Raw genomic sequence first — 14120 nt, forward strand, 5'->3', positions numbered from 1 at the left:
CCTCCAGCGACGGCGCGCCATCATCAGCGCCAACCCTTTCGTCTTCTCGGCGGTTTCTCCATGGTTGTGTCCCCCACCGTTGTTGCCGCAAGCGATGCCGCAAGCGATGCCGCCAGCCAGGAGCGCTGGCAAGAGCACTGGCAGCAGCGCTGGTATCCGGTGGCCTACCTCCAGGATCTGGATCCCCGCCAACCCACGGCTTTCACCCTGCTGGAACAGGACCTGGTGCTCTGGTGGGACGCTGCCGCCGGCCAGTGGCGCGCCTTCGCCGACGTGTGCCCCCACCGGCTCGTGCCCCTCAGCGAAGGCCGGCTCAACGGCCGGGGTGAACTGGAGTGCCCCTATCACGGCTGGAGTTTCAACGGCGAGGGCCGCTGCACCGCCATCCCCCAGGCCGATCCCGGGGCGGTTGCCACCGCCTGCGCCAGTGCCCGCAGTGCCTGCCGCGCCTATGCCACGGCCACCGGCCAGGGGCTGCTGTTTGTGTTCGCCGGCGACCCGGAGCGGGCGGCAACGGCGCCCCTGCCCCTGGTGCCGGTGTTGGAGGAGTCCGGCTGGCTGGTGCAAGACACCTTCCGCGACCTGCCGATGGATGCCCTCACCCTGCTGGAAAACGTGCTCGACGTGAGCCACGTGCCCTTCACCCACCACCGCACCGTGGGCCGCCGCCAGAACGCCGCGCCCGTTGCCGCCGAGCTCACCAGCTCCGGGCCCGAGGGGTTCACCCTGGCCTGGCCGGAGGGGCCGCGGCGGGGCAAGCTCGGCAGCCAGTTCACCACCTTCGTGGCCCCGGGCCTGATGTGGCACGACCTCACCGCCAAGGGGTTCGCCCGGTTCATGACCGTCGTGTACGCGACGCCGATCCGGGCTGGGGAATGCCGCCTGTTTGCCCGCTTTCCCTTCCAATTCCGCTCGGCCTTGCCGCGGCTGCTGCTGCGCGCCCGGCCGGTGTGGCTGCAGCACCTCGGCAACCACACGGTGCTCGAAGACGACCAGGTGTTTCTGCACGGCCAGGAGCGGGTTCTGGCGGAGCGGGGCGGCAGCGGCGCCCTGGCCCAGGCCTGCTTCCTGCCCACCAGCGCCGATGTCTACGTGCAGGCGCTGCACAACTGGGTCAACACCATCGCTGGACCACCGGCTCCCGGCAGCGCCCTCCCTCCCCGCTGGGGTCGGGCGGCCTTGATGGACCGCTACGACAGCCACACCCGCCATTGCCGGGCCTGCTCCGGTGCCCTGCGGGGTGTGCGCCGCTGGCGGCCGCTGGTGCTGGTGGCCTTGGGACTGGAGCTGGTGCTGGCGGCCTGGCTGCCGGGAGCCGCTGCTCGCGTTGGCCTGCTGGTGGCCCTGGGCTTCACGGCACTGCTGCTGCGCCAGCTCAACCGCTGGGAGCGCTTGCTGCTGCGCGGCGACGGCCATCCGCCCCGCAATGCCCTGGATCGGCGTGACGCCTGATCAGCCCCTTCCCTGGCGCAGGGGCTGCTCGCGGCAGTGGAGTTGCCAGGCCCGCAGCAGGTCGACACGGGTGATGCGATAGCCCAGCTGGCGGGAGGCCAGCACCAGCTCCTGCTGGGAGCGGCAGTGCCGCAGCGCCCTTTGCACTGTGGTGTCGGCTTCGGCGTCTTCCACCAACCGTTCCAGTTCGCTCCAGCTCATCGCGCGGCCGTCCGGGCCTCTCACCATGCCCAGCGCAGCGCCAGGGTGCAAGGTTCCGTTCGTCACCAAGCGCGGAAGGATCAGGGCTGCTGATCGGCGCCCTCAGACGATTGGCAATCCGGGCTGGCGGCCCTAGCTAGGAGGGAGAAAAGCCGGGCCTGGGTGATGGTGAACAAACCCACGGATCAACCCGGGGATCAACCCGGGGACCAACCCGGAGACCAACCCGGGGATCAACCCGGGGATCAACCCGGGGATCAACCCAGGGACCGCGCTGAAGAGGGTTTTGAGGTGGAGCCGCCGCCACCGATCACACCCCATGCCACGCCGGTGATGGATGAGCAGGGCCAGCTCACCTATGTCGGCGATGACGGTCGCCGCTACGTGGTGGGCTTGCCGCCGGAGGCCGATGAGCAAAGCGTGGAGCGGGTGATGGCCACCCTGGCTGCCGGCGGCGACCTGTTTCAGCAGATCGAGGGGCTTTGTCATCGCTGGATCTCAGCCGTGACCGGCCCCGACCTCGACTCCCGGGCGGCCTTGGTGCTGCTGATCACCACCTTGGAAACGGCCCTGGAAGATGCCTACGGGGAGGCGTAGAGCGCGCGGCGGATGATCGCCTCGCTCACGTCGCTGCGGATCTCCACGCTGCCGATCGCTGTAGGTAGCACGAAGCGCACCTGGCCGTCGCGCACTTTCTTGTCCCCTTGTAGGCAGGTGAGCACCGCTTCGGGGTTGAGCTCCGGCCAGCGGTGGGGCAGGCCGGCCGCTTCAATCAGGGCCAGCTGGCGTTGCTGCTCGGCAGCGCTCCAGAGGCCCATGGCCAAGGCGATCTCGCCGGCGGCGGCCATGCCGATGGCCACCGCCTCGCCATGCAGCCAGGTGCCGTAGCCGCAGAGGGCTTCCACCACATGGCCCAGGGTGTGGCCGTAGTTGAGGATCGCCCGCAGGCCGCCCTCGTGTTCATCGGCGGCCACCACACGGGCCTTGGCTGCGGCGGAGCGCTCCAGCAGGGTCTGCAGCAGCTCGGGCACCACCGCTGCCATCGCGCTGAGGTTGCCGGCTGCCTCCAACGCAGCAAACAGCTCGGTGTCGCCGATCACGCCGTACTTGATCACCTCGGCCATGCCGGCTCGAAATTCCCGCTCCGGCAGGGTGGAAAGGGTGGTGGGATCGATCAGCACCAGCCGCGGCTGGTGGAAAGCGCCGATCAGGTTCTTGCCACCGGGGTGGTTGACGCCCGTTTTGCCGCCGATGGCCGCATCCACCATCGCCAGCAGCGTGGTGGGCACCTGCACCACGGCGATGCCGCGCAGCCAGGTGGCGGCGGCAAATCCCGCCATGTCGCCCACCACGCCGCCGCCCAGGGCCACGATCAGCGAGCCCCGCTCCAGCTTGCGGGTGAAGGCAGCGTCGTGGATCAGCCCCACGGTGGCAGGTGTTTTCTGGTCTTCGCCCGCCTCAATCACCAGGGTGCTGGCGTCGAAGCCGGCGGCCTGCAGGCTGGCCAGGGCGGTGGCGCCGTAGTGCTCCTGCACCACGGGGTTGGTCACCAACAGCACCTTGGTGCCGGCCTTGAAGCCCCGCGCGCGAATCTGCTCGCCCAGGCCGGCCAAGGCGCCGGCGCCGATCACCACCGGGTAGGGGTTGGCGCTGAGCTCTACCGCGATGGTGCGCAGCGGGCAGGCGGCTGGGGTCGCAGTCATCGGTAGGGGCGGGCGTCGCCTGAGGCTAAAGCCGCCCCTGGGACAGCACTGTGGCAGCGGGTTCCACAATGGAACGACCCGGAGTTGTCCATGTCTCTCTCCGCCCCCCGCACGGCCACAGCCTGGGGTTTTCTGCTGCCGGCCCTGGTGCTGATCGGGCTGTCGGTGCTGATCCCGGCGGCGATGGCCCTGGTGATGAGCGTCAGCCAGGCTGGCCTGGATGTGAGTGAGCCCCTGCGCTTCGTGGGCCTGGCCAACGTGCGGCGGCTGCTGGCCGATCCGATGTTTTTCCGGGTCACCGGCACCACTTTTCTCTACCTGGTGGGTGTCGTTCCCCCGATCGTGATCGGTGCCCTGGCCCTGGCGGTGCTGGTCAACCGCCAGCTGCCGGGGATTCATTGGTTTCGAGGCGCCTTTTACACGCCGGTGCTGGTGTCGATCGTGGTGGCGGCGATCGCCTTCCGCTGGATCTACGCCGAAAACGGCTTGATCAACGGCTGGTTGAGCGCGCTTCTGCGCGACGGCTGGCTGAGTGCCCCTCTGCCTGGCTCTTTTCAGCCCATCGGTTTCCTCACTTCGCCGCTGCTGGCGCTTCCCTCGGTGATGCTCGTCACCCTGTGGAAGGGGCTGGGGTACTACATGGTGATATTTCTGGCCGGCTTGCAGGGCATCTCCCCCGACCTCTACGAAGCGGCGGCGCTCGATGGCAGCGAAGGCCTGCGCAAGCACCTCGACATCACCCTGCCCCTGCTGCGCCCCTACATCACCCTGGTGGCGGTGATTTCGGCGATTGCCGCCACCAAGGTGTTTGAGGAGGTCTACCTGATGACCCAGGGAGGACCGGCCGACTCCACGCGCACGCTGGTCTATTACGTCTACGACCAGGCCTTCGCCGAGCTGGAGATCAGCTACGCCTGCACGATCGGGCTGGCGTTGTTTCTGATCGTGCTGCTGCTCAGCCTGGTGCGGTATCTGTTCGCCGGCGACCGCGGATTCAGCTGACCCCCGGCGCCGTAACCTGATGGATTGCCATCGAGAAGGGGCGATTCCCGACTCAGCCAACACCTATGGCCGAGCCAACAGCCACCCCCTTGATGCCATCCATCGGCGTGGTGGGTGGCGGCCAGCTGGCCTGGATGCTCGCGGCGGCGGCCCAGCAGCTGCATGTGCCTCTGCATGTGCAAACCCCGGGGGCCCACGATCCCGCCACAGCCCTGGCCACCAGCGTGGTGGAGGCCGAACTTGACGACATCGCTGCCACCCGCGAGCTGGCCCGCCGCTGCAGCGCCATCACTTTTGAAAATGAGTGGGTCGACCTGCCAGCCCTGGCGCCGCTCAGTTTTGACGGCATCAGTTTCCTGCCCAGCCTGGAAGCGCTCTCCCCATTGGTGAGCAAGCGCAGCCAACGTGAGTTGCTGCAGCAGTTGGGTTTGCCGGCTCCCCGCTGGTGTGATCTGCCCTCCGATGGGGTGTTGCCGGATGGCTTCTCCTACCCCCTGATGGCCAAGGCCTCCACCGGCGGCTACGACGGCAAGGGCACGGCCGTGCTCCAGGGGCCGGAGGATCTCCAGGCGCTGCTGGCCCGCATTCCCCCCAGCGACTGGATCCTCGAGGAGCTGGTGTCCTTTGATCTGGAGCTTTCCCAGCTCGCCTGCCGCGACCGGGCCGGCAATCTGCAGTGCTACCCGCTCGTGCAGACCCACCAGCATCAGCAGGTGTGTGACTGGGTGCTGGCACCGGCGTCCGTGCCCCATGCGGTGCAGGCCTACGCCCGCAACATCGCTGCCTCCCTTCTCACCGCCATCAACTATGTGGGGGTGCTGTCGATTGAGTTTTTCTACGGACCGGGCGGCCTCCAGGTCAATGAGATTGCCCCCCGCACCCACAACTCCGGCCACTTCACGATCGAGGCAGCCCACACCAGTCAGTTTGCGCAGCAGGTGCGCATCGTTGCCGGCCTGCCGATGGGACCCGTGGAGTTGCAGGTGCCTGGGGCTCTGATGGTGAATCTGCTCGGTTTTGAGAGCTCCGACGTCGACTACCAGAGCCAACGCGACGCTCTCGCGGCCCTGCCCCAGGCCACGGTGCATTGGTACGGCAAGCAGGGGTCCAGCCCGGGGCGCAAGCTGGGCCATGTCACCTTGCTGCTGGAGGGCGTCACTCCCCAGGAGCGGGACGATCAGGCGCAGCAGCTGCTGGAGCAGGTGCGCCTGATCTGGCCCCTACCCCCGGCGGTGGCACCAAGTGCCATGGCGCCATCGCCCGAGGAACCGGGCTGACTCGGCGCAAATCGGCCTACAGTGCCAGAGGACTGCCGCGTTGGTCACTGCCTTTTACAGTTTTCTGATCTGACTCCCTTTTCGACATGGGGGGTCTGCAGCGGAAGCAACGTAAGCCGGCCTCGTAGCCGGAAACGGCGCCCCGCCCTTGACCCCCCTTCTGGTTCCACCAGGTCGAACACTGGGGCAAAACGGCACGGCGGTCCACCCCATTTCCAACCTGATCACCCCTGCGCCTTCAGCGCACTTCGGTCAGCGCACTTCGATCAGCTCACTAGCCGAGTAGCGCACCTTGGTCAGGCTGGCGTACTTGTCGCTGGCCGAGCGGTAGCCCACGGCGCACACCACGCAGCTGCGGTAGGGCGCGTTATCCAGCCCCAGGATGCGGTCATAGGCCGCTGGGTCGAAGCCCTCAATTGCGCAGGTGTCCACCTCCAGCAGGGCAGCGGCCGTCATCAAGGTGCCCAGGGCGATGTACACCTGGTTGCTGGCCCAGCGCTCGATCTGCTGGCTGCGGGGGCCGTTGATTAGATCAACGTCGATCATCTGGCGGTAGGAGGCCAGATCGGCGGGATCGAGGCCGCGGGTCTGGGCCATGGTTGTGATCAGTCGGTCGGCTTCCGCGGGGCCGATGTGGCGTTGCACCAGAAACACCACCAGATGGGAGGCGTCAGTGATCTGGCTCTGGTTCCACGACTCGGGCCGCAGCTGCTCGCGCACGGCTGGCTCGCGGATCACCAGGAATTTCCAGGGCTGCAGCCCGTAGCTCGACGGGCTCTGGACCAGGGCGTTCTCCAGGGCGCTCCAGGTGGCCGCGTCGATCCGGCGGCTTGGGTCGAACACCTTGGTGGCATAGCGCCACGCCATGGCCCCATCGAGCTGGGCTGGGGTGATCGGCATGGGCGGCGACAGGGGGCGGGATCAGGCGGCATTCTGGACGCCATGGTTGTTGAAGACGGGTTCTGCCCCCCTGCCTCGATGGAGTCCTTTCAGCAGGCTTTTGAGTCGTTGCTCTGCCTTGCTCCGGGGCCGGTTTTTCCCAGGGCCCGGGAGCTTTATTTGCGCAAATATCCGCTGGAGGGCAGGCTGATCGAAGACGGTGCGCCGGCTCCCTCCAGCGGGGTGCGCGATCGCTTCCGCACCTTTCTGCTCGAGGAGGAGATCCAGGAGTCGAGTGGTGGGATCGTGCGGGTGCGGGCCCTGGCGTTTGCGGTGGTGCACTGGCAGGCCCCCCAGGTCAACGCGAACGACTACACCGCCTATCTGCAGCAGCGCTGGCAGCTCCAGCCCGATGGGCTGTACTTGGAGCCCGGCAGTTGGTTTCGCGAGGGGGGCGCCTATGCGCGCTTCCGGGCGCCAGCGGTTTACGAGCGATCGCCATCCGGCGAATTGCTGTTGGGCGACGCCTGACCCAACAGCGCATCCAACTGCTGCTGCAGTTGCTCACGGCTCCAGCCGGTGACCACGAACACCTCCTGGGCACTGCTGCCGCGCCGGGCGACCAGCTTGTGGCCACCGGTGATTGGGGCTGACACCCGCAGCCGCAGCTGGGCGCTGCGGCCTCGCACCCGGCTGATCACCGCTGGGGTCACCGTGTCGATGCCGGGGCAGCGGGCCAGTCGCTTGAGCAGTGGCACCAGGCCCTCGACGTAGGTGCTGTGGGTGATCACCACCCGGCCCATCAGGCGGGCTCCAGGGGTGCCATGGTCAGCCCTTCGGCTCCGAGTTGCTGGTGGTAGAGCTCGGCCTGCTCCTGGGGCCCGCACCACACCACTGCCGAGCCCTCACTGTCGATGCGGTGCGCCAGGGCCCAGGCTTGATCTGGCTGCATCGCCGGGATCAAGCGCACCAGACACTCCACAACGTGCTGGAAGGTGTTCACGTCGTCGTCGAGCACCACCACCTTGAAGTGGGGGTAGGGCTGGCGCAGCCGCTGCCGCTCCTGCACGGCGGTGGGGGAGGAACTCACCATCAGCACCGGCTGAACCCCATCCCTAGCCCAAACATCCACAACAGTTTCACCTTCCACAACAGCCCAACCATCCATCACCAAGACCTCTACCGCAGACGCCTGATGGGCCCACCCTAGGTAAAGTGCCGCCAACGACTGATGGCAGCGCCATGTTGATCACTTTGGGTTGGGCGTCGCTGGCAGCCCTCTTCAGCTTCTCGATCGCGATGGTGGTCTGGGGTCGTCATGGCGACAACAGCATCAAGTTCTGACCGCGGCCCGGCAACTTTCGGTGCCTGAGCTGCCCATTTCCCTCCCCCAGCTGCTGTCGGCCATCGCCGCCTTGCTGCTGGTGTTTGTCAGTGGTGGGGTGATCTACCTCTCCACCGTTGAGTGGCGAGATCGCCGTCGCCGCAAGGCGCTTGAAGGCAAGCGACGCTCGTGATTGCTGCCGGGCTCGCCGACTGGGCCTGGCACACGGCAGATGAACTGTTGGTGCCGCCACCCGAGCAGGTGGCGCCCGGCTCCCTGTCTGACTTACTAGAGGCCATCGCCGATCTCCACGCTGCGGCTGGATCCGGCGAGGAATTGACTGATCCTGCAGCTCTGCCTCGGGCCTTGACACCGCTAGCCCTGGCCCTGCTCAGTCAGCCCAGCAGCGGCGCGGCCGACGAGCACCTGCGCGGCGCCGCCGATGCCCTGCGGCACGTCTTGGCGGGCAACACGGTCACCTACGTGGTGAACCGCAACCTCAACGTGTCCAACCACTGCATCAAGCACTGCAGCTTCTGCGCCTTTCGCCGCGATGCCGGTGAACCGGGTGCCTACTGGCTTGCTGAAGCGGACCTGGAGCGGCGGGCCGCCGAGGCCTGCGATGCCGGCGCCACCGAGCTCTGCATCCAGGGCGGCCTTAACCCCGCGGCCACCGTGGAGGGCAGCCAGCTGGCCTACGCCGAACGGCTGCTGCAGCGGTTGCAGCAAGCTGCCCCGGGCCTGCATCTACATGCCTTCTCCCCCCAGGAGCTCCTGTATTTCGCCCAGCACGACGGTGTGCCCCTGGATCATGTGCTGGAGCGGCTGCAGGCGGCGGGGATGGGCTCGGTGCCGGGTACGGCAGCCGAGGTGCTGAGTGAGCCTGTGCGGCGGGTGCTCTGCCCCGAGAAGCTGACGGCGCGGGACTGGGTGGCGGTGATGCTGCAGGTCCATCAGCACGGGCTGCCGTCCACCAGCACCTTGATGGCCGGCCACATCGAGGGCCCGGCCGATCGGGCGGCCCATCTGCTCACCCTGGTGGCCGTGCAGCGCTATGCCTGGCAGCATCAACGCCAGGGTTTCACGGAGTTTGTGCTGCTGCCGTTCGTGGGCGCCTCGGCGCCGGCCGCCCTGCGGGCCCGGGTGCGGCGCGACCAGCCCGATGCCGCGGCGATGCTGCGGCTCACGGCCCAGGCCAGGATTCTGCTGGGGCCCTGGTTTCCCTTCCACCAGCCGAGCTGGGTGAAGCTCACCCTCGCCGGCGCCACCGAAGCCCTGCGCTGGGGCTGCAACGACCTGGGCGGCACCCTGATGGAGGAGCACATCACCACGATGGCGGGGGCCAGCGGCGGCACTTGCCAGTCGCCCGAGGCTCTCGAGGCAGCAGCCCGTCAGCTGGGCCGTCCGGTGCGCCGCCGCACCACCCTCTACGGGGCTGTGGCATGACGCGTTTGCGTTGGACCGCGGCCCTCACTGCCCTGCTGGTGCTGGTGCCGGCTGGTGCGTTGCTGCGCTGGCCCCGGCCGCGGGCCCAGGGCCTGGAGCGGCTGATGGGTCAGGCGGCGCTGATGCAGAGCTTTCCCGCCTCGCCGCAGCGCCCCGTGCCGGCCCTGTGGAGCCAGCGGCTAGGGCCAGCCCTGGCCCGCAACGTCTGGCAGCAGCAGCGGCGGGTGTGGTGGCAGTTCTGGGGGCGCGATGGCGATGGCGGTGCCTATCTGGCGTTCCCCGCCCACACCCTGCCCCCGGCGCTCACGGCCCGCGCCGCCAGTGGCCTGCCGCCCCACAGCCTGCGGGTCGATGACCTGGTGGTGGTGGCGGCCGATCCGCTCTCCCAGCGGCTGCTGCAAGACCAGCTGCGGCTGGCCCAGCGCCAGCGCCGCGGCCTGGAGCAGCGCTGTCTGCTGCGGCTGCAGCAGGAGCAGGCGGTGTTCTGGGCGCCCCTCGGCCTCGGGGTGATGGCTGGACCGATGGCGCCCCTGCTCCAGCGTTTCCAGGAGGGTTGCCTGAGCCTGCGGTTGGAGGGGGCCAGCTTGGGCCTGACGGGCGAGGCGAGTGCCGCCAGCGGCCTCCTGAGCGCCCCCGGCCGGCCCCAACCGGCTCCACCGCTGCCGCCTCTGCCCGCCGATTTGCTGCTGGAGTGGCGCGGCCCAGTTTTGGATGCGCTGGTGCAGGGACTGCTCAGCCGCCAGTTGATCCGCGAACCCTTGGCGGCCCGCTATGGCATCGGTGATGGCCAGCTGACCCTGCTGCGCCGGGTTCCCTTTGTGCTGCGGGTGCGGCCGCTGGCTCAGGGGCCGTTTCAGGCCGGTCTTGAGGTTCAGTTGCATGTCAGCGGCGAATGCCGCCCCTGGACCCAGCTGCTGGATGGATTGGTGGCGCCGCTGGAGGCGCAGGGTCTTGCCGCGACCCGCACCGGCTCAGCTGCCCTGCCCGCCATCAGCTGGCGCCGCGAGGATGGCCTGGTGGTGGGTGGCTGGCGCTGGGTGCTGGCCGCCTCGGGCGAGCCCCAACTGCTTCTGTATCTGGGGCCTGAGCCCCCCTTGGCCAACTTCGCTGCGACCCTTGCCAATCCAACCCTTGCCGCTCCCACCCCGTCCCTCGGGCTGCCCGGCTCAGCTGGGGCAACGGTGTTGCGGGCTCGCCCCCAGGCCTTGGCCCGCTTGGGCTTGCTGCCTCCGGAGCTGCCGGAGCTGGTGCAGCAGGCCGCCCAGCTGGATCTGGTGGCCATGCATGCGGCCAGTGGCGCCGGAGTGCTCGGCTCGCCCCTCAGCCAGCTGACGGGGCAGCTTCAGTTGCAGCTTCGCTCCCAGCGTCCGCCGGTGGCTCGCTAGCGCTGGGTGCAGCCTCAGCAGCTTGCTGCTGCCGTTCGCGTTTGCGGCGCTCAGCGGCAACGGTTTCCTCCATCAGTTCCACCGCCTGGGCCATCTTCTCGAGATTGTTGGCATAGAGGCTGATGTCCTTGTCGAGTCGATCGCGCAGCAGGCCCATGGCGCTGCCCAGGTCGTGGGCGTAGCTGCGCAGGGCCGTGGGATCCATGGCATCAGCTCCCTGGGCCTGCTCCAGCAGGCTCAGCAGGCCGACTGCCATCAGCCGGGAGTAGTGAAAGTCGGGCCGGCGGATGCTCGCCAAAGCAGCTGCAACCGGCTCGGGTGCACCGGCCCCTTCCTGCTCGATCCACTGCTTCACCTGCTCGACGCTGTGGCTGCCCATGGCGGCCATGGCCTGATCGCGCTGCTGACGCAGGGCGGCGGCATCAAAGCCTGAGGCGGAGCAGAGCGCTGCCAACAGCGGCTCCCGCTGGCTGTCGGGGCGATAGCCCTTGGCAAAGCTGTCGAACACCTGAATCAGCCCGCAGGCAAACAGGGGATCACTGCGAAAGCCGCTCTGGCGGCTGAGCAGGTGCAGCTCTACCAGCAGCTCATCCACCAGGCGCCGGTAGAGCGGCGCAATCACGTGGGGAAAGGTGCGGTGGAAGGCACGCTTGCTGTCGGCAACGGTGAGGGCTGCGCTCACGCTGAATCGGGCCAAGATCCGCCGACCCTAGCCGCCCAGGCTCAGTAGGATCGGGTCCAGTCGCTCCAACAGCTCCATGATCCCGATCGTGATTGAAGAGTCGGGCCGGGGTGAACGCGCATTCGACATCTATTCCCGTCTGTTGCGGGAGCGAATCATCTTCCTGGGCGAACCGGTCACGTCAGAGTCGGCCAACCGCGTGGTGGCCCAGCTTCTGTTTCTGGAAGCGGAAGATCCGGAGAAAGACATCTTCCTCTACATCAACTCCCCCGGCGGATCGGTGTACGACGGCCTCGGCATCTTCGACACGATGCAACACATCAAGCCCGATGTGCAGACCGTCTGTGTGGGGCTGGCCGCCTCGATGGGAGCCTTCCTGCTCTGCGCCGGCACCAAGGGCAAGCGCAGCAGCCTCACCCACTCGCGGATCATGATTCACCAGCCCCTGGGCGGTGCCCGCGGCCAGGCCAGCGACATCCGCATCCAGGCCGATGAGATTCTCTATCTCAAAAAGAAGCTCAACACGGAGCTGGCCGATCGCACCGGCCAGCCCCTGCCGCGCATCGAAGAGGACACTGACCGCGACTTCTTCATGTCGCCGGCTGAGGCGGTGGAGTATGGCCTGATCGACAAGGTGATCGAGAAGCGTCCCGTTCGACCCGTTTGAAGCTCAGCTTCGACTGATCTGAGGCCCAGCGAGGTTTCAAAAAAGTCCCTCCCGAGGTTGATCCACGGGGGGGCTTTTGGGTCTGGTTTAAGCAGCAGGGGCTGGTTCAGCCACAGCCGCATCAGAAAGAAGGGGCGAGAAACGCTCCTTCTCGGGGACTGTGGTGAATTCGGCAACGATGGCGCGGAACTCTTCACCATCGAGCGTTTCCTTCTCGATCAGAAGCTCCACCACCCGGTCCATGCAGGCGCGGTGCTCCGCCACCAGCTTCACCGTGTCGGCGTAGCAGCTCTGCACGATCTGGCGCACGGCGTCATCGATCTTGCTGGCAAGACGATCAGAGCCGTCGCTGCGGGTCATCAGGTCGCGGCCGAGGAACACCTCTTGGTTGCCCGCTTCAAACGACACCTGGCCGAGGTCACTCATGCCGAAGCGCGTCACCATCTGGCGGGCGATCGAGGCCACCTGCTGGATGTCGCCGCCAGCACCGGTGGTGACCTCCGCATAGCCGAACACCACATCCTCAGCAGCGCGGCCGCCCAGGGCGCCCATGATCCTTGCCCGCAGCTGGGCCCGGCTCACCAGCATCTGCTCTTCATCGGGGGAAAACCAGGTGAGGCCCTGGGCCTGACCCCGGGGGATCAGCGTCACCTTTTGCACCGGGTCGTGGGCCTGCACCAGGGTGCCCACCAGGGCATGGCCGACCTCGTGGTAGGCGATCAACCTCTTGCTGCGCCCGTCGGTGAGCGGTTTGCCCTCCATGCCGGCGATCACCCGGTCCACGGCGTCGTCGATCTCGGCCAAGGTGGTGGCTTCCTTGCGGCGGCGGGCGGTGAGGATCGCCGCTTCGTTGAGCAGGTTGGCCAGGTCGGCGCCTGAGAAGCCAGGGGTGCGGCGTGCGACGGCTTCGAGGCTCACATCCGGCGCCAGCTTTTTGTTGCGGCTGTGCACATTCAGGATCGACAGGCGCCCCTTGATGTCGGGCACGTCAACCTGCACTTGGCGGTCAAAGCGGCCGGGGCGTAGCAGCGCCGAATCGAGCACGTCGGCCCGGTTGGTGGCGGCAATGATGATGATGCCACTGTTGCCCTCGAAGCCGTCCATCTCCGTCAGGAGCTGGTTGAGGGTCTGCTCCCGTTCGTCGTTGCCACCTCCCACGCCGGCGCCACGCTGGCGGCCTACCGCATCGATTTCGTCGATGAAGATCAAGCAGGGGCTGTTTTCCTTGGCCCGCTTGAACAGGTCGCGCACCCGGCTGGCACCCACGCCCACGAACATCTCCACAAATTCCGAACCGGAAAGGGAGAAAAAGGGCACGCCGGCCTCGCCGGCAATGGCCTTGGCCAGAAGGGTTTTGCCGGTGCCTGGAGGCCCAACCAGCAGCACGCCTTTGGGAATCTTGGCGCCCACGGAGGTGAAGCGCTCCGGCGTTTTCAGGAAGGTCACTACCTCTTGTAGGTCTTGCTTGGCTTCTTCCACGCCGGCCACGTCGTCAAATTTGACGCCGGTTTCGGCCTCCATCGCAAAGCGGGCCTTGGTCTTGCCGAACTGCATCGCTTGGCCGGGGCCGCCAGGCATGCCGTTACCGCGACGGGCCAGGAACACCAGCGAACCGATCAGCAGCAGCGGGAATAGCAGATTGCCCAGCAGTCCCAGAGCCGGAGGGGCGGTTTTGGGTGGATGGATGTCGAAGCTGATGCCCTGATCCTTGAGCTTGTTCACCAGCTCCGGCGCCACTCCTGGAAGATCCACCCGCAGCCGCTGCACCCGGTTGTCGAGGTCGGGATCCACCGCTTCGATCACGGCGCTACGGCCACCATCAAAGATGTCTACGGCCGTCACGCGTCCGGCGTCGACGTAGTCAAGGAAGCGGCCGTAGCTCATCCGGGCTACCGCCGCATTGCGGGGCGCAACGGTGGGACTGGCGGAATTATTGGGATTGAAGCGGGCCGTGCCTCCGCTGCTCAGCAACTGCCATCCGAGAAAGGCAACCACCGCCAGGGGCAGCAGCCAGAGGGCAATCAGACGCCAGCGCTGGTTCATAGCTGAGACACATTCTTAACAAGTGTAACGGCGCTGCGGACCGCTGTAGCTTCCCTGGA

17 protein-coding genes and 1 other RNA gene are annotated in these 14120 nt (G+C 67.4%); 11 read left to right on the forward strand and 7 right to left on the reverse strand.

Features of this window, described 5'->3' with window-relative positions:
• Positions 1-60 precede the first annotated feature (60 nt).
• Positions 61-1452 (forward strand): Rieske 2Fe-2S domain-containing protein, encoded by a 1392-nt coding sequence (locus KBY70_RS01615; RefSeq protein WP_254987138.1) that lies wholly within the window; start codon positions 61-63, stop codon positions 1450-1452.
• Here the strand turns inward: KBY70_RS01615 and KBY70_RS01620 are convergent, their stop codons facing one another.
• Positions 1453-1719: a Nif11 family protein gene (locus KBY70_RS01620; protein WP_254987139.1), complete on the reverse strand. Its 267-nt coding sequence runs from the start codon at positions 1717-1719 to the stop codon at positions 1453-1455.
• Positions 1720-1818: 99 nt separating this feature from the next.
• Here KBY70_RS01620 and KBY70_RS01625 point away from each other — a divergent pair, with 99 nt between their 5' ends.
• On the forward strand, positions 1819-2250 hold the full coding sequence (locus KBY70_RS01625; protein ID WP_254987140.1) for a PT domain-containing protein: 432 nt from the start codon (positions 1819-1821) through the stop codon (positions 2248-2250).
• On the opposite strand, the gene aroB is transcribed toward KBY70_RS01625, so the two are convergent.
• A complete protein-coding gene (aroB, locus tag KBY70_RS01630; protein ID WP_254987141.1) occupies positions 2235-3356 on the reverse strand; it encodes a 3-dehydroquinate synthase in 1122 nt (373 codons plus the stop codon). The genes KBY70_RS01625 and aroB overlap by 16 nt on opposite strands.
• A gap of 90 nt (positions 3357-3446) precedes the next feature.
• On the opposite strand from aroB, the gene KBY70_RS01635 reads away from it, so the two are divergent.
• From KBY70_RS01635 to ssrS, 3 genes are all read left to right on the forward strand, one after another.
• Complete coding sequence (locus KBY70_RS01635) at positions 3447-4358, forward strand: carbohydrate ABC transporter permease (RefSeq protein ID WP_254987142.1); 912 nt, start codon at positions 3447-3449, stop codon at positions 4356-4358.
• 65 nt (positions 4359-4423) lie between these two features.
• Entirely contained in the window at positions 4424-5635 is a 1212-nt protein-coding gene (locus KBY70_RS01640; RefSeq protein WP_254987143.1) for a 5-(carboxyamino)imidazole ribonucleotide synthase, read from the forward strand.
• Positions 5636-5661: 26 nt separating this feature from the next.
• Positions 5662-5845: non-coding RNA, 6S RNA (gene ssrS / locus KBY70_RS01645), on the forward strand.
• Between the two features lie 42 nt (positions 5846-5887).
• Here ssrS and KBY70_RS01650 read toward each other — a convergent pair.
• Positions 5888-6535 (reverse strand): NAD(P)H-dependent oxidoreductase, encoded by a 648-nt coding sequence (locus tag KBY70_RS01650; RefSeq protein WP_094560273.1) that lies wholly within the window; start codon positions 6533-6535, stop codon positions 5888-5890.
• A 78-nt stretch (positions 6536-6613) separates the two neighbouring features.
• Here KBY70_RS01650 and KBY70_RS01655 point away from each other — a divergent pair, with 78 nt between their 5' ends.
• Positions 6614-7045 (forward strand): hypothetical protein, encoded by a 432-nt coding sequence (locus KBY70_RS01655; protein WP_254987144.1) that lies wholly within the window; start codon positions 6614-6616, stop codon positions 7043-7045.
• Here the strand turns inward: KBY70_RS01655 and KBY70_RS01660 are convergent.
• Both KBY70_RS01660 and clpS read right to left on the reverse strand, forming a co-directional pair.
• Positions 7000-7317: a DUF2103 domain-containing protein gene (locus tag KBY70_RS01660; protein WP_094560275.1), complete on the reverse strand. Its 318-nt coding sequence runs from the start codon at positions 7315-7317 to the stop codon at positions 7000-7002. The two genes, KBY70_RS01655 and KBY70_RS01660, sit on opposite strands and share 46 nt — an antisense overlap.
• Positions 7317-7607, reverse strand: a complete 291-nt coding sequence (clpS, locus tag KBY70_RS01665) for an ATP-dependent Clp protease adapter ClpS (RefSeq protein WP_094560437.1) — start codon at positions 7605-7607, stop codon at positions 7317-7319. Before clpS ends, KBY70_RS01660 begins: the two co-directional genes overlap by 1 nt.
• Before the next feature lie 149 nt (positions 7608-7756).
• On the opposite strand from clpS, the gene petN reads away from it, so the two are divergent.
• The 4 genes from petN to KBY70_RS01685 all read left to right on the forward strand — a co-directional run bounded on the left by petN (position 7757) and on the right by KBY70_RS01685 (position 10669).
• Positions 7757-7858, forward strand: a complete 102-nt coding sequence (petN, locus tag KBY70_RS01670; RefSeq protein WP_094560276.1) for a cytochrome b6-f complex subunit PetN — start codon at positions 7757-7759, stop codon at positions 7856-7858.
• A 20-nt stretch (positions 7859-7878) separates the two neighbouring features.
• Positions 7879-8031, forward strand: a complete 153-nt coding sequence (locus tag KBY70_RS01675) for a hypothetical protein (RefSeq protein ID WP_158217050.1) — start codon at positions 7879-7881, stop codon at positions 8029-8031.
• A 143-nt stretch (positions 8032-8174) separates the two neighbouring features.
• A complete protein-coding gene (locus KBY70_RS01680; RefSeq protein WP_261355891.1) occupies positions 8175-9284 on the forward strand; it encodes a CofH family radical SAM protein in 1110 nt (369 codons plus the stop codon).
• Entirely contained in the window at positions 9281-10669 is a 1389-nt protein-coding gene (locus tag KBY70_RS01685) for a hypothetical protein (protein WP_254987146.1), read from the forward strand. The genes KBY70_RS01680 and KBY70_RS01685 overlap by 4 nt, the downstream gene beginning before the upstream one ends.
• Here the strand turns inward: KBY70_RS01685 and psb29 are convergent.
• Positions 10605-11351 (reverse strand): photosystem II biogenesis protein Psp29, encoded by a 747-nt coding sequence (psb29, locus tag KBY70_RS01690; RefSeq protein ID WP_094560441.1) that lies wholly within the window; start codon positions 11349-11351, stop codon positions 10605-10607. The two genes, KBY70_RS01685 and psb29, sit on opposite strands and share 65 nt — an antisense overlap.
• 49 nt (positions 11352-11400) lie before the next feature.
• Here psb29 and clpP point away from each other — a divergent pair, with 49 nt between their 5' ends.
• Positions 11401-12018 carry an ATP-dependent Clp endopeptidase proteolytic subunit ClpP gene (gene clpP / locus KBY70_RS01695; protein WP_254987201.1) on the forward strand — a complete coding sequence of 206 codons (618 nt, stop codon included), beginning with the start codon at positions 11401-11403 and terminating at the stop codon, positions 12016-12018.
• 87 nt (positions 12019-12105) lie between these two features.
• Here clpP and ftsH read toward each other — a convergent pair whose 3' ends face one another.
• Entirely contained in the window at positions 12106-14061 is a 1956-nt protein-coding gene (gene ftsH / locus KBY70_RS01700; RefSeq protein WP_254987147.1) for an ATP-dependent zinc metalloprotease FtsH, read from the reverse strand.
• Positions 14062-14120: the final 59 nt, after the last annotated feature.

This window comes from Cyanobium sp. ATX 6E8, assembly GCF_024346335.1.
Lineage (GTDB): Bacteria > Cyanobacteriota > Cyanobacteriia > PCC-6307 > Cyanobiaceae > Cyanobium_A.

Coding starts and splice junctions, on each gene's coding strand:
- KBY70_RS01625 (WP_254987140.1), top strand. CDS start 1,819: ATGGTGAACAAACCCACGGATCAACCCGGGGATCAACCCGGGGACCAA.
- KBY70_RS01650 (WP_094560273.1), bottom strand. CDS start 6,535: ATGCCGATCACCCCAGCCCAGCTCGATGGGGCCATGGCGTGGCGCTAT.
- ftsH (WP_254987147.1), bottom strand. CDS start 14,061: ATGAACCAGCGCTGGCGTCTGATTGCCCTCTGGCTGCTGCCCCTGGCG.
- KBY70_RS01640 (WP_254987143.1), top strand. CDS start 4,424: ATGGCCGAGCCAACAGCCACCCCCTTGATGCCATCCATCGGCGTGGTG.
- KBY70_RS01660 (WP_094560275.1), bottom strand. CDS start 7,317: ATGGGCCGGGTGGTGATCACCCACAGCACCTACGTCGAGGGCCTGGTG.
- aroB (WP_254987141.1), bottom strand. CDS start 3,356: ATGACTGCGACCCCAGCCGCCTGCCCGCTGCGCACCATCGCGGTAGAG.
- clpS (WP_094560437.1), bottom strand. CDS start 7,607: ATGGTGAGTTCCTCCCCCACCGCCGTGCAGGAGCGGCAGCGGCTGCGC.
- KBY70_RS01685 (WP_254987146.1), top strand. CDS start 9,281: ATGACGCGTTTGCGTTGGACCGCGGCCCTCACTGCCCTGCTGGTGCTG.
- KBY70_RS01615 (WP_254987138.1), top strand. CDS start 61: ATGGTTGTGTCCCCCACCGTTGTTGCCGCAAGCGATGCCGCAAGCGAT.
- KBY70_RS01635 (WP_254987142.1), top strand. CDS start 3,447: ATGTCTCTCTCCGCCCCCCGCACGGCCACAGCCTGGGGTTTTCTGCTG.
- petN (WP_094560276.1), top strand. CDS start 7,757: ATGTTGATCACTTTGGGTTGGGCGTCGCTGGCAGCCCTCTTCAGCTTC.
- KBY70_RS01655 (WP_254987144.1), top strand. CDS start 6,614: ATGGAGTCCTTTCAGCAGGCTTTTGAGTCGTTGCTCTGCCTTGCTCCG.